Below are 17791 nucleotides of genomic sequence, written 5' to 3'. Positions count from 1 at the left end.
ATTTTTTTAAACACATAGGAACATAGATTTTCACTCTAAAAAGGATTATGAAAAAGAAACTAGTTTCTAAAACATAGATTTGCTATGTGTATTTAAATTAAGTGAAACGCCTTTTTACGATTGCTAAAGCTATGTTTCTATGTGTTTAAATATATTTTTAAAACTTCAAATTTTGAGTTTCTTTTTGAGCAAACTCTTTAATACGTTTTTCAACTTCATAAAAAACAGTGATAGCTCTTTCTCCTGCTTCGGTTAATCGTGCTCCGCCGCCACCTTTTCCTCCAAGAAGTTTTTCAACTAACGGACTTTCAGCACGCTGATTCATTTCTTCAACTAGTTGCCAAGCCTGACGATACGCCATTTTCATTTCTTTTGCGGCATTGGTAATCGAACCTGTTTTTTGGATGTTTTCCAATAACCAGATTTTTCCTATTCCAAGAAAAGCGCCTTCAGCTTCTTCAATCCAAACACGAACTTCGACGCTATATTTTTTACTGTCAGCCATTTTGATTTTTTAAATGCTATTCAAAAATAATTCTTTTCTGATAAAAGTATTCTGTCTCCGCAATATATTTTCTAAGTATTAAAATGCAAACATAAGTATTTTTACGTAATTAAAAATAAGTATTTTGTTATTTTATTTGTTTGTCAGTGAAATAGCTTTGCTACAATCCGCAATAAATGTAAATTTGCGGCTTAATTAATTTAGTGAAAAGCTTAGAACCTTAGTAACTTAGAATCTTAGTCACTTAGAAATGAAGTACAATCCAAACGAAATTGAAGCCAAATGGCAAAAATATTGGGCAGAAAATCAAACTTTTGCAGCAAAGAATAACTCTGAAAAGCCGAAACATTATGTTCTCGATATGTTTCCTTATCCATCTGGAGCAGGACTGCATGTTGGGCACCCGCTGGGTTATATAGCTTCAGATGTGTATTCTCGTTTCAAGAGACATCAAGGTTTCAATGTTTTGCATCCAATGGGATACGATAGTTTCGGATTGCCAGCAGAACAATATGCGATTCAGACAGGACAACGTCCTGAAGATACAACGCGCGTAAATATTGATGGTGGAGTAGACAAAGAAGGAAAACAAATTGCGGGTTACAGAAAACAATTAGACAAAATCGGATTCTCATTTGATTGGGCTCGTGAAGTGCGTACATCAAATCCTGATTATTACAAGCATACACAATGGATTTTTATCCAATTGTTCAATTCTTGGTATTGCAGAAAACAAGGAAAAGCATTTGATATTTCGGAGCTTGTAATTGTTTTTGAAGAAAGTGGAAATGCATTGGTTGAAGCAGTTTGCGACGATAATGTTGCGATTTTTACTGCTGATGAATGGAACTCTTATTCTGAAGAACAAAAAGAGAAAATCTTGTTGCAATACAGAATGACGTATTTGGCAGAAACCGAAGTAAACTGGTGTCCAGGCTTAGGAACTGTTTTGGCAAATGACGAAATTGTAAACGGAGTTTCAGAACGTGGAGGCTTTCCTGTTATAAGAAAAAAAATGACACAATGGAGTATGCGAATTTCTGCTTATGCCGAACGCTTGCTTCAGGGTCTAAATGATATCGATTGGAGTGAGTCAATCAAAGAGTCTCAAAGAAACTGGATCGGGAAATCGGTTGGAGCTTTGGTAACTTTTAATGTGAAAAATCATGATGAGGTAATCGAAGTTTTTACTACGCGTCCTGATACAATTTTCGGAGTTACTTTTATGACTTTGGCACCAGAACATGATTTGGTTGCTAAAATTACAACTCCAGAACAAAAAGAAGCAGTTGAAGCGTATATCGAAAAAACAGCAAAACGTTCGGAGCGTGAGCGTATGGCCGATGTAAAAACCATTTCAGGAGTTTTCACTGGAGCTTATGCTGAACATCCTTTTACAAAAGAAGCTATTCCAGTTTGGATTGGTGATTATGTTTTGGCAGGTTACGGAACTGGTGCTGTAATGGCGGTTCCTTGCGGAGACGAAAGAGATTATGCTTTTGCTAATTTCTTTAAAGGTCAGAACGGAATGCAGGAAATCAAAAATATCTTCGCAAATGTTGATATTTCTGAAGCAGCTTACGGATCAAAAGACAATGTTGAAATCACAGCTTCTGATTTCTTAAACGGATTAAATTATAAAGACGCGACAGCAAAAGCAATTTATAAGTTAGAAGAAATTGGACAAGGAAAAGGTAAAACCAATTATCGTTTGCGTGATGCTGTTTTCTCTCGTCAGCGTTATTGGGGAGAGCCGTTCCCTGTTTATTATGTGAACGGATTGCCTAAAATGATCGATACACAGCATTTGCCAATTATTTTGCCAGAAGTAGAGAAATATTTACCAACAGAAGACGGTTTGCCTCCATTAGGAAACGCTGCAGTTTGGGCTTGGGATACAAAACAAAATAAAGTTGTTGCAACTGATTTAGTTGATAATGTTTCGATTTTTCCTTTGGAATTGAATACAATGCCGGGTTGGGCGGGAAGTTCATGGTATTGGATGCGTTATATGGATGCGCACAATGAAAATGAATTTGCAAGCAAGGAAGCTTTGGCTTACTGGGAGAATGTAGATTTATACATTGGAGGAAGTGAGCACGCTACAGGTCACTTGTTGTATTCTCGTTTTTGGAATAAATTCTTAAAAGACAAAGGTTTTGCTCCAACCGAAGAACCATTCAAAAAACTGATCAATCAGGGAATGATTTTGGGTACGACGGCTTATGTTTACAGATTAGAAGGAACAAATACTTTTGTATCTAAAAATAAAATCGAAGGTCAAAATGTACAGCCAATTCGTGTTGACGTTCATTTTGTAAATTCTTCGGATGAATTAAATATCGAAAAGTTCAAAGCTTGGAGAGAAGATTTCAATACAGCAGAATTTATTTTTGATGAAAACGGAAAATACATTGTAGGACGCGAGGTTGAAAAAATGTCGAAATCCTACTATAATGTTGTAACTCCAGATGATATCTGCGCAGAATACGGTGCTGATACATTACGTTTATACGAAATGTTCTTAGGCCCGTTAGAGCAGGCAAAACCTTGGAATACTGCCGGGATTTCTGGTGTATTTGGTTTCTTGAAAAAATTATGGAGATTGTATTTTGATGATAATGGTTTAATTGTAAACAACGACGAACCAACAAAAGACAACTTAAAATCATTGCATAAAACAATCAAAAAAGTAGCAGAAGATATCGAGAATTTCTCTTTCAACACTTCAGTTTCTCAGTTTATGATTTGTGTAAACGAATTGTCTTCTCAAAACTGTCATTCTAGAGCGATTTTAGAACCGTTAGCAATTTTGGTTTCTCCGTATGCTCCTCACATTGCAGAAGAATTATGGGCACAGTTAGGACATACAACTTCAATTTCAGAAGTGGCTTTCCCAGCTTTTGAGGCAAAACATTTAGTAGAGACTAACAAAGAATATCCAGTTTCTTTCAACGGAAAAATGCGTTTCACAATCGAATTGCCTTTGGATTTAACCGCTGCACAAATCGAAGAAATCGTAATGAAAGACGAAAGAACACAAAAACACTTAGACGGAAGAACACCAAATAAAGTGATTATCGTTCCTGGAAAAATCATCAACCTTGTAGGTTAATTATTTTAAAATTTCAATATAAAAATTCCAAATTCCAATTTTACGATTGGGGTTTGGGATTTTTTTTATGTCTTGTTTTGTCTGTCTGAGCGAAGTCGAAGACCACATAAGTAACTCTACAAAGATTGGTGATTTAGATTGCGGAGCTTCTCGCGCGGTCTTCGACTTCGCTCAGACTGACAATGCGTACAGTTTGTCATTTCGACGAAGGAGAAATCTCCACAAGTAACTCTACAAAGATTGATGATTTTGATTGCGGAGCTTCTCGCGAAGATTTCTCCTTCGTCGAAATGACAAGATTGGGAAAAAAAACTTCGCGACTTCGCGTCTTTGCGAGCAAAAAAACTCGCGTTCTTTGCGTAAACCTTTGCGCCCTTTGCGGTTAAAAACTCCACAAACATTAGAATTAGTAATTTTTTCATAAAAAAATAATCTGAGTTGTAACATTTTAATAGTTGTCGTATCAAAAGCATGGATCCGATTTAATTAACAACTTAAAACTATTAAAAATGAAAAAGTATATCATCTTAATTATCGCATTCTTATTCTCAGCATTATGTCTAAATGTTTTCGGACAAACAAAACAATTTCCGTTTGAGGTTTTAAAAACTGGAAATGGAGATCAATCTATTATATTTATTCCAGGTTTTGCATCTTCTGGAGATGTTTGGAATGAAACCAAAGCCGCATTCGAAAATAATTTTACCTGTTATACACTTACAATGGCAGGTTTTGCAGGGAGAAAAGCACAGCCAAATGCTTCGTTTGAAAATTGGAAAAACGGAATTGCCAATTATATCAAAGAAAATAATATTGAAAAACCAATCTTAATTGGCCATAGTATGGGAGGCGGACTTGCGCTTGCTATTGCGGCAGATTATCCAGATTTGATTAGTAAAATTGTGGTGGTAGATGCGCTTCCTTGTTTAGCTGCTTTAAATGATTCTGCTTTTAAATCAAAAATAAATAATGACTGCTCTTCAACAGTAAATCAAATGACGGGCATGAGCAATGATCAGTTTTATGATATGCAAAAAAAGACCATGCCAAGACTTTTAGCAGATGCATCTAAGCTGGATATGGTGGTAGATTGGAGTGTAAAATCAGACAGAACAACTTTTGGACAAATGTATTGTGATTTTTTCAATATCGATTTAAGAGAAAAAATCGCACAAATTAAATGCCCGGCTTTAATTCTATTAGAATCTTATTTTATAAATTTAAAACCAGCAATTGAAGATCAGTATAAAAATTTAAAAACGGCAAATTTTCAGTATGCCACAAATGGTCTGCATTTTATTATGTACGATGATACCGCTTGGTACATGGAGCAGTTAAATAATTTTATTAAAGTTTAAAATGAAATTCGAAGAAATCTACAAAACATATTGGGACAGAATTTTTAGGCTTTGCATGGGATTTGTAAATGATTATGACGCCGCTCAAGATTTAACACAAGAAACTTTTATAATTGTCTGGCAGAAGTTGGAAACTTTTAGAAATGAATCTTCTATTGGAACTTGGATTTTTAGAATTGCTTCCAATAATTGTCTGAGACAGATCGAAAAGCAAAAACGTTTTCCAAAATCAGAACTGCCGATTCATCTTTCAGAAGAAAAACAAACATCATTAGAACCTCAGATTCAATTCTTATATAAATGTATTGCTGAGCTTCCAGAAACCGATCGTATCATTATTTCGTTAGAATTAGAAGATATTAAACAAACCGAAATTGCTAAAATCGTCGGACTTTCTGAAGCCAATGTTAGAGTGAAAATTCATAGAATTAAAGAAAAACTGACTCAAAAATTTAAAGAAAATGGACAACGATAACAATATAGATTTTAAAGATTTATGGAAAAAACAATCCGTAAGTCAGCCAGACATGACCGATTTGCTGGCACGAATAAATAAGTTTAAGAAAACAAGTTTGCGTTGTTTATGGCTTACCAATATTCTGCTTTTAGCAACCTGTGCTTTTATTGCCTTTATTTGGTTTTATTATCAGCCGCAATTTATTTCGACTAAAATTGGAATTGTCTTGACGATTTTGGCAATGTTGATTTATTTACTGGTTTACAACAAACTATTAGGAAATTATAAAAATATTGAAGCAAATCAGACTAATCAAGAATATTTGCAAAATCTAATTTTAATTAAAAAGAAACAAAACTTCATGCAGACAAAACTGATGACTTTGTATTTTATTCTATTAACCGTTGGAATTTGCCTTTATATGTATGAGTACGCGAGTAAGATGACTCCTTTGATGGCAATTTTAATATATGGAATTACATTGTTCTGGATGTTGTTTAACTGGTTTTATATTCATCCAAAACAAACCAAAAAACAGCAGGAAAAAATAAATAGTCTAATTGAAAAATTTGAAGAAGTTAATCATCAGTTAGAATCATAAAAAAAGAAGCTTCGCAATTGCGAAGCTTTCTTTTACCAAAAACAAAAATCTAAAATTTTAAATTTCTATAAATTATTGCGGGAAGATGAAATTACCAGGAATTGCGACGATTGTTCCATCAGCTTTTGCTTTAGCAGTCGTTTCCTGTTCTACTTTTCCTCCAACGTAAATTTTTACAGTTAAAGTTTGATCAACAACACCTCCATGACCTGAAGCTTGTACTCCTGCACCGACAGTATTTGCAGAGGCAGTAAATTCTTTAGTCCAAGGTAATTTGGTAATATCTACACTTTGTGCAGCATTTCCTGACTCCATATAAACTGCATCGATCTGTCCAGAAAAGTTTCCAGTTATTTCGTATTTAACGTCTCTTGAGTTATTCCCTCCTTTATTATCATTATCACTGCTGCAAGAAACTGCTGTAAAAGCAAGAGTCATTACAATTGCTAAGGTTTTCAAAATTGATTTCATAGTATATATTTAATTAATAGTAAGATCTACAACAAAATTAGACCCTTACTTACGGGACGGCAATACCTGATAAAATGTATTTTTTATTACCTGATATCAGGTAAAAGCAAGCGGTTTCTTTTCGAAAGTCATTAAGCTTTAATAACTTTGAGTAAATGCCACATTTATGAAGAAAATCTACGCCTTATTATTTTTTTTATTTTTTACCGCAATTTCCAATTCACAAGTAATTCTTTCATTAGATGATGATACTGTTTACATTGACAGTATTGTTAAAATCACAAAAAACACAAAATCAGATAGCGTCAAAAGTTTGAATAGTTTCAGATTATCAAAACTGTTTTTGATGTCGCAGGATGCAAAAAAATCTAAAGAATATTTGGAACAGGCAAATAAGCTTAAAGCCAAATTTCCTTTTCTAAAAGATGCCTCTATTTTTTATAATGCTTACAGTTTTATAGAGAAAGGCGATTTGGAAGGTTTTGAAAAAACCTTGCTCGATGCCAATGCTAAACTTAAAAAATACCGCAATAAAGAAGCTTATAAACTTCGTGCTGTGATACTGCAGAATTATGGTATAATGCAACAGCGAAAGAATAATGAGAATGCTTATATGAAATTGCTGATAAATGAAGCGATTCCTATTGCTAAAAGAAGTGGTGATTATGAATTAATCAGCGCTTTAAATAAAGCAGTTGCCATTATTTTTATGAATAATGAGGAACGCCAAAAAGCAGCTGAATACTTAGATCAGGCACAGAAATATATAGAAAGCGCTACCAAGAAATCTGCAACTTTAGCGGAGTCTAAGATGGAAACCTATATTATAAATGCAGAAAATTTAGTCGAGCTGAAACATTTTTATGACGCTAAAGAAATTCTGGACAAAGCATATGAGACTTTAGAAAAATATCCAGAATCTAATTTGAATGATTCTTATTTTTATTCGGAAGGACTTTATTATGCCAAACAAAATAAACATGATGAAGCATTAGTGAGTTTTGAAAAAGGAATTAAATCTGCAGAAAATCATAGTAATGCTATTGCGGTAAACAGATTGAAATTTGCTGAATATGAAGTGCTTTTTAAACTGAAAAATTACGGCAAAGCCAAGAGTAATTTGGAATATCTGATCGAAAAAACGCCTTTTATTGTAGATAAAAAGAATTATTACAAAGAGCTGTCTAAAGTTTATAATGCTACGAAAGAATATCCGAAAGCGTATTATTATTCGAACAAATACAATGTTATAAATGATAGTTTAAACGATGCTAAACTGAAAAGTGAAATTGTAGAGCTTGAAGCAAAATATAAAAAAGCAGAAAGTGAAAAGAAAATTGGTCTGTTGCAGTCAGAGAATGAAAAAGCAGTTCTTCAGGTTAATAATAATCGTTTGAATATGATGCTTTTTGCCGTGCTTTCATTTGTTTTGTTTCTAACGGTTTTGTTTTTATGGAGCTGGAATAATTATCAGAAAAAAATAAGTTTTCAGAAAGAAGTAAATCATAAACAGGAACTCGAGGCATTAGAAAATCAGCAGAAATTATCGATTTCAAATGCTTTGATTGAAGGAGAAGAGATAGAGCGTAAAAGGATTGCAAGAGATCTCCACGACGGACTCGGAAGTATGCTTTCTGGGCTTAAAATGCATTTGAATCTGCCCGATCGTGAGAAAAATGAAAATGCGTCTAATATAAATGGCATGCTGAATGATTCCATTAAAGAACTTCGTAATATTTCTCAGAATTTAATGCCTGAAAGTTTAATGAAATTAGGTCTCGAACATGCGCTTAGAGATTTATGCGCTTCGCATTCAACTGCCGAAACAACAATTGAATTTCAGTATTTGATAAAAAAAACAACTTTACCGCAACATTTTAAAATTATGATTTTTAGAATCATTCAAGAACTTTTAAATAATGCTTTAAAATATGCCAAAGCTTCTCAGATTCTGGTTTCTTGTTCGCAGAATAAAGATGTTTTTTTTATTACTGTAGAAGATAACGGAATTGGCTTTAATTTGGAATATGCAGAAAAAAGGGACGGAATGGGCTTGCGAAACATTAAGAACCGTGTGGCTTTTTTGAATGGAAAAATTGAAATTGATTCAGTTTTGGATAAAGGAACTTCGACCTATATAGAATTAAAATATAACCCAAATCATGATTATGAAGTATAAAACGGTAATAGTAGACGATCATCCGATTGTGATTTCTGGAATTTCAGGTTTGCTGTCGGATTTAGATAATATAGAAATTGTAGAAAAATTCGAATCTGGAATTGCACTTTTAGATTATATCGAAGACAATAAAGTTGATTTGATTTTAATGGATATTTTTCTTCCCGTTATAAATGGAGTTGATCTGTGTAAAACAATCAAGCAGAAGCATCCTAAAATTGTAATTATAGGTATGAGCAGCCAGTCTGAAAGAAGTTTGGTTATGCAGTTCATTCAGAATGGAGGAAACGGATATATTCTTAAAAATGCTTCTTTTTATGAATTTAAAGAATGTATTTACAAAGCTATTGATGGCGAAATTGTTTTTAGCGAAGAAGTAAAAACCATAATCAGCCAGCCTTTGTCTGAAGATTTGGAAAGGATTCCAGGTTTGAGCCGAAGAGAGCGTGATATTGCATTATTGCTTTCGCAAGGAAAATCGACTCAGGAAATAGCCGACGATTTGTTTTTAAGTTTTTTAACCGTTCAAACACACCGACGCAATATTCTTCAGAAGTATAAAATGAAGAATGTGGCAGAATTAATTGCTTTTTTACTCAAAAACAACATGCTGAATTAGGTCAAAAGTGGTAAAATGATGTCAAAATGACATTTTGTTAAAGTGGTTCACAATTTGCAGTTTGTTTTGTAAATTTAAAAATCAATCTAAAAACACAAAAAAATGGGATCAGGATATTTAATTATTGCTGGAGCTATCATGTTGTTCAGCTGGCTGGTAAGCTCGCAGCTGAAAAGTAAATTTGAATTGTATTCGAAATTGCAATTACGAAACGGAATGAGCGGACGAGAAATTGCTGAAAAAATGCTTGCCGATAACGGAATTACAGATGTTCGTGTGATTTCGACGCCAGGTCAGTTAACAGATCATTATAATCCTTCAGATAAAACAGTCAATTTAAGTGAAGCAGTTTATAACCATCGTAATGCAGCCGCAGCCGCAGTTGCAGCGCATGAATGCGGTCACGCCGTACAGCATGCAATTGGTTACGAATGGCTTACAATGCGTTCTAAGTTAGTGCCGATTGTAAGTGTCGCTTCAAATTATGTACAGTGGATTTTAATTGCAGGAATCTTAATGATTAAAGTTTTTCCTGGATTATTATTAATCGGAATTATCATTTTCGCGGCAACAACTTTGTTCTCAGTTATTACGCTTCCGGTCGAATATGATGCAAGTAACCGTGCTTTGGCTTGGTTAGAAAACAAACATATGCTTACGCAAGAAGAACAAGCTGGAGCAAAAGATGCTTTAAAATGGGCTGCAAGAACTTATGTAGTAGCAGCAATAGGTTCTATTGCAACGTTGCTATACTATATCTCAATTTATTCTGGAAGCAGAAGGAATTAATTCGTTAATTGAGATAATTAGTCAATTAGATAATTTATAGCAAACCCGACAGGTTTTTAAAACCTGTCGGGTTTTGTGTTTTATGAAGTTTGTCAGGCTGAGTGGAGTCGAAGCATTTAATTTTAGAATTATCTAATTTTCAAATTGACACATTATCTAATTCTAAAGCTGTATCTGTCTATCAATCTGTTGATCTAGCGAGATAAAAGTTTCGGTTCTGGAAACACCTTCAATTGCTTGGATTTTGTTATTTAAAAGCTGCATTAAGTGTTCGTTGTCACGACAGATAATTTTAATCAAAACAGACCAGTTTCCTGTTGTATAATGACATTCTAAAACTTCTGGAATTTTGCGAAGTTCTTTTACGGCTTCGGAATTTCTAGACGCTTTATCCAAATAAACTCCCACAAACGCCATTGTATTGTACCCCAAAACTTTTGGGTTTACAGTAAACTTAGAGCCAGAGATTACGCCAGATTGCTCTAGCTTTTTTAATCTTTGGTGAATTGCGGCTCCAGAAATTCCGATTTTATTAGCGATTTGCAAAATTGGTTTTCGGGCATCTTCCATTAGGTATCGAAGGATTTCCTTGTCGATTCCGTCAATTTCAATTAAGAGGGAGTTGATTTTCATAACTTACAATTTGAAACTATTTTTTGTGATTTGGGTTTTGAATAGAAATCAAATGTAGTTAAAATGCAGGCCAAATGGAAATTTCAATTTTTTTAAATTACAAATTCCAAAATACAACCTATGATTTTAACCAAGGGAAATGAAACAAGATAAGAAATTGAATGAAAACAAAAATTCCAAATTTCAAGCTATTAACTTGGAATTTGGAATTTTAAAAAATTGAATATTTTAAAAAGGATTATTTCCCTTTGTTTGCTTCTGCAACGTATTTTTCTAGAGCCATTGTCATAGAAGGTGTTTCAGGAGTTGGAGCAAGAATATCAATTCTTAAACCATGGTCAAGAGCCTCTTTTTGAGTTGTGCTTCCGAATACGGCTATTCTGGTATTGTTTTGTTTAAAATCTGGGAAATTTTTAAACAATGATTTAATTCCTGTCGGACTGAAAAAAGCTAAGACATCATAATAAACATCTGCTAAATCAGATAAATCACTCATTACAGTTCTGTAGAAAATTGCTTGTGCCCAATCTACTTTTAGACTGTTTAATGTAACAGGAGCATCTGCATTTAATTGGTCAGATGCAGGAAGTAAAAACTTCTCGTCTTTGTACTTCTTAATTAGCGGAGATAAATCTGCAAAATCTTTTGCTCCAACGTAAATCTTACGTTTTCTGTACACAACATACTTTTGAAGGTAAAACGCAACAGCCTCAGATTGACAAAAATACTTCAATCCTTCAGGAACTTTGTAACGCATTTCATCAGCCACTCTAAAAAAATGATCTACAGCATTTCTACTTGTTAAAATGATCGCAGTGTAATGATTAAGATCGATTTTTTGTAATCGAATCTCTTTTGCGCTAACCCCTTCTACATGAATAAATGGTCTGAAATCAATTTTTATTTTGTGTTTTTGTTGGAGCTCAAAGTAAGGAGAATTCTCCACTTTAGGTTCAGGCTGTGACACCAAAATTGTTTTCACTTTCATATTATAAATATTTTCTAAGCACTCCCTTTTGTTACCCAATAATAGAGAAAATAATAAGGGGCTATTTCAAGAGCGCAAAGATACAAAATAAAATAAAATAACTTGCCGATAATTACGTTTTGATACGTTTTAATTGAAATAAAGTAAGAGTATACGCTAATACACAGCGAAATGCCTATGATTGCTAGCGGTATAATTTGCGGAATATTGTTGTAATAGAACAAAACAGCATTGATTGGAAGGATTAAAACGCCAATATAAGTTCTGTACGTTACTTTTTGTAAGTTAAAAAGCTCTACAAATTCGTCAATATTGAAGGAAGTGGCTACAATTTTTTCGATTAAGTACTTTCCTAAAATGAAATAAAGTAGGAAAGTTGCAATCTGAATAAATAAAACCCAGTCGGTTTTTGAAGCGTGGCCAAAAATATTTAGCGTAAGCAGGATAAAAAAGGCAAACGATACAATCTGCACAAAAAATAAACCAACCGTAAAGCTGTTTTTCATGTGGCTGTTGTCTCTATAAATTTTGGCGTATTTATCAGAAAAAATAAGTTTACTAAATTCACTAAATCTTGTTTCGTAAGCCGATTTTGTCATGGCAACAACAGCAAAGGTCAGCACAAATAAAAGTGTTGCCCAGTCTTTGTTTTCAAGAATTCGAGGATGTAATTGTTCAATCATAGCCTTGCAAAATTAGTAATTTTTTGATGCAATACTTTTATTATATATTTATTATGAATCAAATGCTATAAAAAGTTTACTTTTGCGGTGAAATTACCGAGAAAAAAATGAATGATAGTATTGTCATAATTCCCACTTATAACGAAATTGAAAACATAGAAAGTATAGTTAGAGCTGTACTTTCGCAGCATAAACCTTTTCATTTGCTGATTATCGATGATAATTCTCCTGATCATACTGCAAAAAAAGTGATGGCATTACAGGAAGAATATCCAGGAAAACTTTTTTTAGAACAGAGAACAAAAAAATCAGGATTGGGAACTGCGTATGTTCATGGCTTTAAATGGGCTTTGGAGCGTGACTACCAATTTATTTTTGAAATGGATGCCGATTTTTCACATAACCCAAATGATTTAGAAAAATTATACGACGCCTGCCATTTTGGTGGAGCAGATCTTGCAATTGGATCTCGTTATGTAAAAGGGGTAAATGTAGTGAACTGGCCATTAAGCCGAGTTCTGATGTCTTATTTTGCTTCTGTTTATGTGAAATTTATCACTGGAATGAAAATTCACGACGCCACTGCAGGTTTTGTTTGTTACAAAAGAGAAGTTCTGGAGAAAATCAATTTAAATAAAATAAAGTTTGTCGGGTACGCGTTTCAAATTGAAATGAAGTACAGAACGTACTGTGCTAAATTTCAAATTACCGAAGTCCCAATTATTTTTACTGATAGAACAAAAGGGGTTTCTAAAATGAGTAATGCTATTATCAAAGAAGCTATTCTTGGAGTGATTTCACTTAGATTAAGAAAATTAGTCAATTCATTATAAACCAACCGAAATGAACAGGATTTTAATAAAAAATGCCAAAATTGTAAACGAAGGGACAATTTTTGAAGGTGATGTTTTAATTGAAAACGATTTGATTGTTGAAATTGCAGACAGCATTTCATTAAAAACTTCAGATTGTATCGTAATCGATGCTGAAGGAAATTATTTAATGCCGGGAGCAATAGACGATCAAGTGCATTTTAGAGAGCCTGGATTAACTCATAAAGGTGATATCGAATCGGAATCTCGTGCAGCTGTTGCGGGAGGAATTACTTCTTTTATCGAACAGCCGAATACAGTTCCGAATGCGGTTACTCAGGAAATTTTAGAAGATAAATATCAGATTGCATCAAAAAAATCATTTGCGAATTACTCGTTTATGATGGGGGCAACAAATGATAATTTGGAAGAAGTTTTAAAAACGAATCCAAAGAATGTTGCGGGAATTAAGATTTTCTTAGGTTCGTCTACAGGAAATATGTTGGTAGATAACGAAGCGGTTTTAGAAAAGATATTTTCAAGCACTCCAATGCTAATTGCGGTTCACTGCGAAGACGAAACTACGATTAAAAATAATCTTGCAGCTTTTAAAGAACAGTACGGAGACGATGTTCCTGTAACGGCACACAATTTAATTAGAAGTGCAGAAGCTTGTTATATTTCTTCGTCAAAAGCAGTAGCTTTAGCAAAAAGAACAGGTGCAAGATTGCATATTTTCCATCTTTCAACTGCGAAAGAAATGGAATTGTTTACTAATAAAATTCCGTTAGAAGATAAAAAAATCACTGCTGAGGTTTGTGTACACCATCTTTGGTTTACGGATGAAGATTATAAAACAAAAGGAAATTTCATTAAATGGAATCCTGCGGTTAAAACTGCCGAAGATCGCGCAGAACTTTGGAAAGCTTTAAATGACGGAAGAATTGACGTAATTGCAACAGATCACGCTCCACATACAAAAGAAGAAAAACAGCAGTCTTACTTAAATGCTCCTTCTGGAGGTCCGTTGGTACAACACGCTGTTGTGGCAATGTTTGAAGCGCATCATCAAGGAAAAATTAGTGTGGAGAAAATCGTGGAGAAAATGTGCCATAATCCAGCCAAGATTTTCAAAATAGAAAAAAGAGGTTTTATTAGAGAAGGTTACCACGCCGATTTAGTAATCGTTAATCCAAGTCTGCCTTGGAGCGTGAAACCAGAAAATATTTTATACAAATGCGGATGGTCTCCGTTTGAAGGTTATACTTTCAAATCTAGAATTACGCATACTTTTGTAAACGGAGAATTGGTATATAATAATTTCAAAGTAAAAGATACAAGAGCTGGAAAAAGATTATTGTTTGACAGATAAAAAAAGATGATGAAGAATTTTATAGTAATACTATTGGTTTTGTTTCTTTCTATAAGCTGTAAAAAAGAGGTGGTAAAACAACCTGCAAAGCTTATTGAGAAAGATAAGATGATCGATATTATGTATGATTTATCTCTTTTGGAAGCAATGCGTTATCAAAAACCATTGTCTTTGGACTCTATAGATAATGATCCGACGAAATTTATTTTAAAAAAATACAAAGTAGACAGTCTTCAATTTGCACAGAACAATATGTATTATGCTTCTGATTACGATAGTTATAAAGACATGTTTGATGTGGTAAATAAAAGAATTGCTGTAAACCAGAGAGCGGCAGATTCATTAGCTAAAATTGATGAAAAGAAAGCGGCTAAAGCAAATAAAAATAAGCCCAAAGAAATAAAAGAGGTTTCGAAGGATTCGGTTCAAAAAAGAATTCCGAAAGTTAACATCGATTCAATTAAGATGGCAAAAAGAAAGCACAGAAGAGATTTATAATTTAGAGCTTTCTAAAATATATTTATGAATATCAGTAAAAACCGTTCCTAGAGCGGTTTTTATTTTTTCATTACTATACAGATTCTTTGAGTACGAAGCTTTTGCAGTTGCTTTTGTAATGCTTCTTTTTCTGAAAAATAAAGTAACAAATATTCCGTCAGCCATCCACAATAAATTCATTAAAAAAGGTGTGGCATGAATATGAGGCCTTTTTGCTTTTAAAGCATCAGCAACAGTGTTTAAAAGATCTTTGAAAACAATATTGTCTGCGATGAGTGTAAAGCGTTCATTTTTTATATCGCTTCTCATTAGTTCATAACTGGTTTTTACCACATCATCAACAGTGATAAAACCTGTACTTCCTAGCGTGTAGAACGAAAGTCCTTTAGAAACTTTACGATAAATCTCGCTGCTGCCTTCATCAAAAATATCCATCATTTTTAGCGGACCCAAAATTACTCCTGGATTTACAATAATAACATTTAACCCTTCTTGATGCCCGCGCCAAACTTCCATTTCGGCACCATATTTAGAAATGGCGTAATCGCTATGCGGTTTTTCAGGATTCCAGTCTGTTTCTTCGGTAATATGTGTTTCGTGAGGTGCAATATCTCCTAAAGCAGCAATCGAACTGATATAGCAAAACTTTTCTGTTTCTTTGGCGATCGCAAAATTGACCATATTTGCGGTTCCTTCAATATTGGTTTTTCTCAGGATTTCTTCGTCTTTCGGATCAAATGAAATAAATGCTGCGCAGTGATATACTTGTTTAATGTCGATAAAAGCAGTTTCAAGCGTAGGTATATCTAGAATGTCGGCTTCAAGCCAATTGATTTTTTCAAATAGATCTGTTTTTTTATAAAAATCAAAAACCGACTTTGTTTTCTGGATACTCTTTTCGGTTCTGTAAATTGCCCGAACATTTTCTCCATTTTCTATTAAATGAAGCAATAAATGTGACCCTACCAAACCTGTTCCGCCAGTTACTAATATCATGTTGTAAAGATAAGTTTTTGTTGGAAAGGTGCAAAGTTGCAGAGGGACAAAGTTGCAAAGGTTTTTTTTCTTTTTGCCACAAAGGCGCTGAGACGCAAAGTTTTTGCTTTTTCTTGTGAAGGCTTAACGTAAACTTTATAGAAATAAAAAATTTTGCCACTTAGTGGCAGATTTTTTTGCCATTGCTTGTATTTGCGCAAATTATTTAAAACACTAAAGCAACGGACAAATGTTTATCCATTGCTTTAGTGTCTTTTTGTGAAGTTTCGATTTGTGTATTAGAAGATAGTATATGCAAATACCAAATCAATGGCTTTGTACTCAACAGAAATGGTATTGTAATCCGTTAATAGCTGTTTTTTGGTATTTGTTCTAATCTCAGCACTGAATTTGTTTTTAAAGTTGTAACCTACTCCAAAAGCGAAATTAGATCCCGATTTACTTTCAAGTTCTGTATTTTTATCAAAAGATAAACTTGCTTTGCCGTTGATATCAAAAGAGTAAGCGGCATTTATGAAAACTTTTGAATTATTATTGATAAGAAAATAATAACGCAATCCAATAGGAACCTGGATGCTGGAGTATTTAATCTCTATATTACGAGTTATAGAAGGAGATCCCGCAAAAAGACCTGGTCTGCTGTATTGTTTAGTGGTTTCGTATTTTTGATAAGCTGGGTTTAAAAAGAGGCTCCATTTGTTATTGTTAAATGGAAGAAGATATTCTGCTTCCAAGCCTATTTTTAAGTTAGTATTGCTATCTAAATTTACATCTATTGACGGACTGTCTCCATCATTCATAGATCCTGAGATAAAACTAAGTTCAGGTGTTATTTTTAAATGAAAATGACCTTTACTAGATTTGGATATTACACCGCTTTTTGTTTTGTTGTCGGTATTATTGTATTTTAGAAAATATCTGGTAAGATCAGACTTTTTATATTTTAGATTCGTAATCTCACTATCGGCTGTATTGGCTGATCTTACATTGTTGTTTAATTGCTGTTTGTAGTAATCATTTTCTTTTAATTCTCCGGTTGATTTATCTCCTTTTGTCAAAGTGTATTTTAAATACGTAAGTTGTTCTAATGGAATGCTCTTTGTTTCGTAAAAATATCGGATAAGATTTCCGTCAGTATACGAGTATAGTGTTGCTTCTCCTTGAACTAATAATCTTAGAAAAAGAGTATTTTCTTCCCATACAGGTTGACCGCTTTCTGATAGTTTGTCTAAATTGTCACTGGAACGATCCATTTTTACTTTGGCTCTTTTGAAAGTTACAGTATTGTCGATACCAAATTCCTGAACATTAGCAATGGTTTCTGTTTTGGAATCATTGTCATTAATCTGGGACTTATATTTGAAATCGGTTGGATTATTTTTCCAATCTAAGTTTCGGATGAAACATTCTGTTCGTATTCCATTGTTGGAAATAAAGTACCCTTTTTCAAAAGAAACCTGTGCATTGCTCAATGTGCAATAAAGAAAAAGAATAAGTAAAAAAGTTTTTTTCATTTTGGTAGTTTTTGGTGGGCGAATCTAAAGAAAAAATGAAATAGATTTTTACGTGTTTCCGTAAATAGATTTTTTTATCCTTTGGACTTTTGTATTGAGAAAAGTGACTTTTCGAATTAATCTCAGTATCATGTTTTTAGCTTAAATGATTAAATTTTATATTGAAATGGCTTTTTATTGTTGATAATGAAATTGCTTTTT

General features: G+C 33.4%; 17 protein-coding genes. 10 read left to right on the top strand and 7 right to left on the bottom strand.

Annotated elements, in window-relative coordinates:
- Positions 1-157 precede the first annotated feature (157 nt).
- Positions 158-505, bottom strand: coding sequence for a winged helix-turn-helix domain-containing protein (locus OZP10_RS07040; protein WP_281634053.1), 348 nt, complete (start codon positions 503-505; stop codon positions 158-160).
- Positions 506-755: 250 nt separating this feature from the next.
- Here OZP10_RS07040 and leuS point away from each other — a divergent pair, with 250 nt between their 5' ends.
- From leuS to OZP10_RS07020, 4 genes are all read left to right on the top strand, one after another.
- The gene (gene leuS / locus OZP10_RS07035; RefSeq protein ID WP_281634052.1) at positions 756-3620 is read left to right on the top strand and encodes a leucine--tRNA ligase; all 2865 of its coding nucleotides are present in this window, start codon (positions 756-758) and stop codon (positions 3618-3620) included.
- A 509-nt stretch (positions 3621-4129) separates the two neighbouring features.
- The gene (locus OZP10_RS07030) at positions 4130-4978 is read left to right on the top strand and encodes an alpha/beta fold hydrolase (RefSeq protein WP_281634051.1); all 849 of its coding nucleotides are present in this window, start codon (positions 4130-4132) and stop codon (positions 4976-4978) included.
- A gap of 1 nt (position 4979) precedes the next feature.
- Positions 4980-5453, top strand: a complete 474-nt coding sequence (locus OZP10_RS07025; RefSeq protein WP_281634050.1) for an RNA polymerase sigma factor — start codon at positions 4980-4982, stop codon at positions 5451-5453.
- Positions 5440-6036: a hypothetical protein gene (locus tag OZP10_RS07020; protein ID WP_281634049.1), complete on the top strand. Its 597-nt coding sequence runs from the start codon at positions 5440-5442 to the stop codon at positions 6034-6036. Before OZP10_RS07025 ends, OZP10_RS07020 begins: the two co-directional genes overlap by 14 nt.
- A gap of 72 nt (positions 6037-6108) precedes the next feature.
- Here OZP10_RS07020 and OZP10_RS07015 read toward each other — a convergent pair whose 3' ends face one another.
- Positions 6109-6507: an MmpS family transport accessory protein gene (locus OZP10_RS07015; protein ID WP_281634048.1), complete on the bottom strand. Its 399-nt coding sequence runs from the start codon at positions 6505-6507 to the stop codon at positions 6109-6111.
- Positions 6508-6673: 166 nt separating this feature from the next.
- Between OZP10_RS07015 and OZP10_RS07010 the strand changes: the two genes are divergently transcribed.
- The 3 genes from OZP10_RS07010 to OZP10_RS07000 all read left to right on the top strand — a co-directional run bounded on the left by OZP10_RS07010 (position 6674) and on the right by OZP10_RS07000 (position 10094).
- Entirely contained in the window at positions 6674-8686 is a 2013-nt protein-coding gene (locus OZP10_RS07010; RefSeq protein WP_281634047.1) for a tetratricopeptide repeat-containing sensor histidine kinase, read from the top strand.
- Positions 8676-9305: a response regulator gene (locus OZP10_RS07005; RefSeq protein WP_281634046.1), complete on the top strand. Its 630-nt coding sequence runs from the start codon at positions 8676-8678 to the stop codon at positions 9303-9305. Before OZP10_RS07010 ends, OZP10_RS07005 begins: the two co-directional genes overlap by 11 nt.
- 102 nt (positions 9306-9407) lie before the next feature.
- Entirely contained in the window at positions 9408-10094 is a 687-nt protein-coding gene (locus tag OZP10_RS07000) for a zinc metallopeptidase (protein ID WP_095928287.1), read from the top strand.
- A gap of 162 nt (positions 10095-10256) precedes the next feature.
- On the opposite strand, the gene OZP10_RS06995 is transcribed toward OZP10_RS07000, so the two are convergent.
- The 3 genes from OZP10_RS06995 to OZP10_RS06985 form a co-directional block, all read right to left on the bottom strand.
- Positions 10257-10727, bottom strand: coding sequence for an Lrp/AsnC family transcriptional regulator (locus OZP10_RS06995; protein ID WP_095928286.1), 471 nt, complete (start codon positions 10725-10727; stop codon positions 10257-10259).
- A 238-nt stretch (positions 10728-10965) separates the two neighbouring features.
- On the bottom strand, positions 10966-11715 hold the full coding sequence (locus OZP10_RS06990) for a uroporphyrinogen-III synthase (protein ID WP_008465120.1): 750 nt from the start codon (positions 11713-11715) through the stop codon (positions 10966-10968).
- Between the two features lie 14 nt (positions 11716-11729).
- A complete protein-coding gene (locus tag OZP10_RS06985; protein WP_177211885.1) occupies positions 11730-12398 on the bottom strand; it encodes a DUF4271 domain-containing protein in 669 nt (222 codons plus the stop codon).
- Between the two features lie 107 nt (positions 12399-12505).
- On the opposite strand from OZP10_RS06985, the gene OZP10_RS06980 reads away from it, so the two are divergent.
- From OZP10_RS06980 to OZP10_RS06970, 3 genes are read left to right on the top strand one after another with little or no spacing between them, the layout of a single operon-like run.
- On the top strand, positions 12506-13231 hold the full coding sequence (locus OZP10_RS06980; RefSeq protein ID WP_281634045.1) for a polyprenol monophosphomannose synthase: 726 nt from the start codon (positions 12506-12508) through the stop codon (positions 13229-13231).
- 10 nt (positions 13232-13241) lie between these two features.
- Positions 13242-14582 carry a dihydroorotase gene (locus OZP10_RS06975; RefSeq protein WP_177211887.1) on the top strand — a complete coding sequence of 447 codons (1341 nt, stop codon included), beginning with the start codon at positions 13242-13244 and terminating at the stop codon, positions 14580-14582.
- Positions 14583-14588: 6 nt separating this feature from the next.
- Positions 14589-15080 (top strand): DUF4296 domain-containing protein, encoded by a 492-nt coding sequence (locus tag OZP10_RS06970; protein ID WP_281634044.1) that lies wholly within the window; start codon positions 14589-14591, stop codon positions 15078-15080.
- On the opposite strand, the gene OZP10_RS06965 is transcribed toward OZP10_RS06970, so the two are convergent.
- A complete protein-coding gene (locus OZP10_RS06965; protein WP_281634043.1) occupies positions 15075-16076 on the bottom strand; it encodes an NAD-dependent epimerase/dehydratase family protein in 1002 nt (333 codons plus the stop codon). The genes OZP10_RS06970 and OZP10_RS06965 overlap by 6 nt on opposite strands.
- 278 nt (positions 16077-16354) lie before the next feature.
- The gene (locus tag OZP10_RS06960) at positions 16355-17590 is read right to left on the bottom strand and encodes an outer membrane beta-barrel protein (RefSeq protein WP_281634042.1); all 1236 of its coding nucleotides are present in this window, start codon (positions 17588-17590) and stop codon (positions 16355-16357) included.
- Positions 17591-17791: the final 201 nt, after the last annotated feature.

Source organism: Flavobacterium luteolum (genome assembly GCF_027111275.1).
GTDB classification, from domain to species: domain Bacteria; phylum Bacteroidota; class Bacteroidia; order Flavobacteriales; family Flavobacteriaceae; genus Flavobacterium; species Flavobacterium luteolum.
Note: the sequence above shows the minus strand (reverse complement) of the source record. Positions and strands in the feature narration are given on the sequence as shown.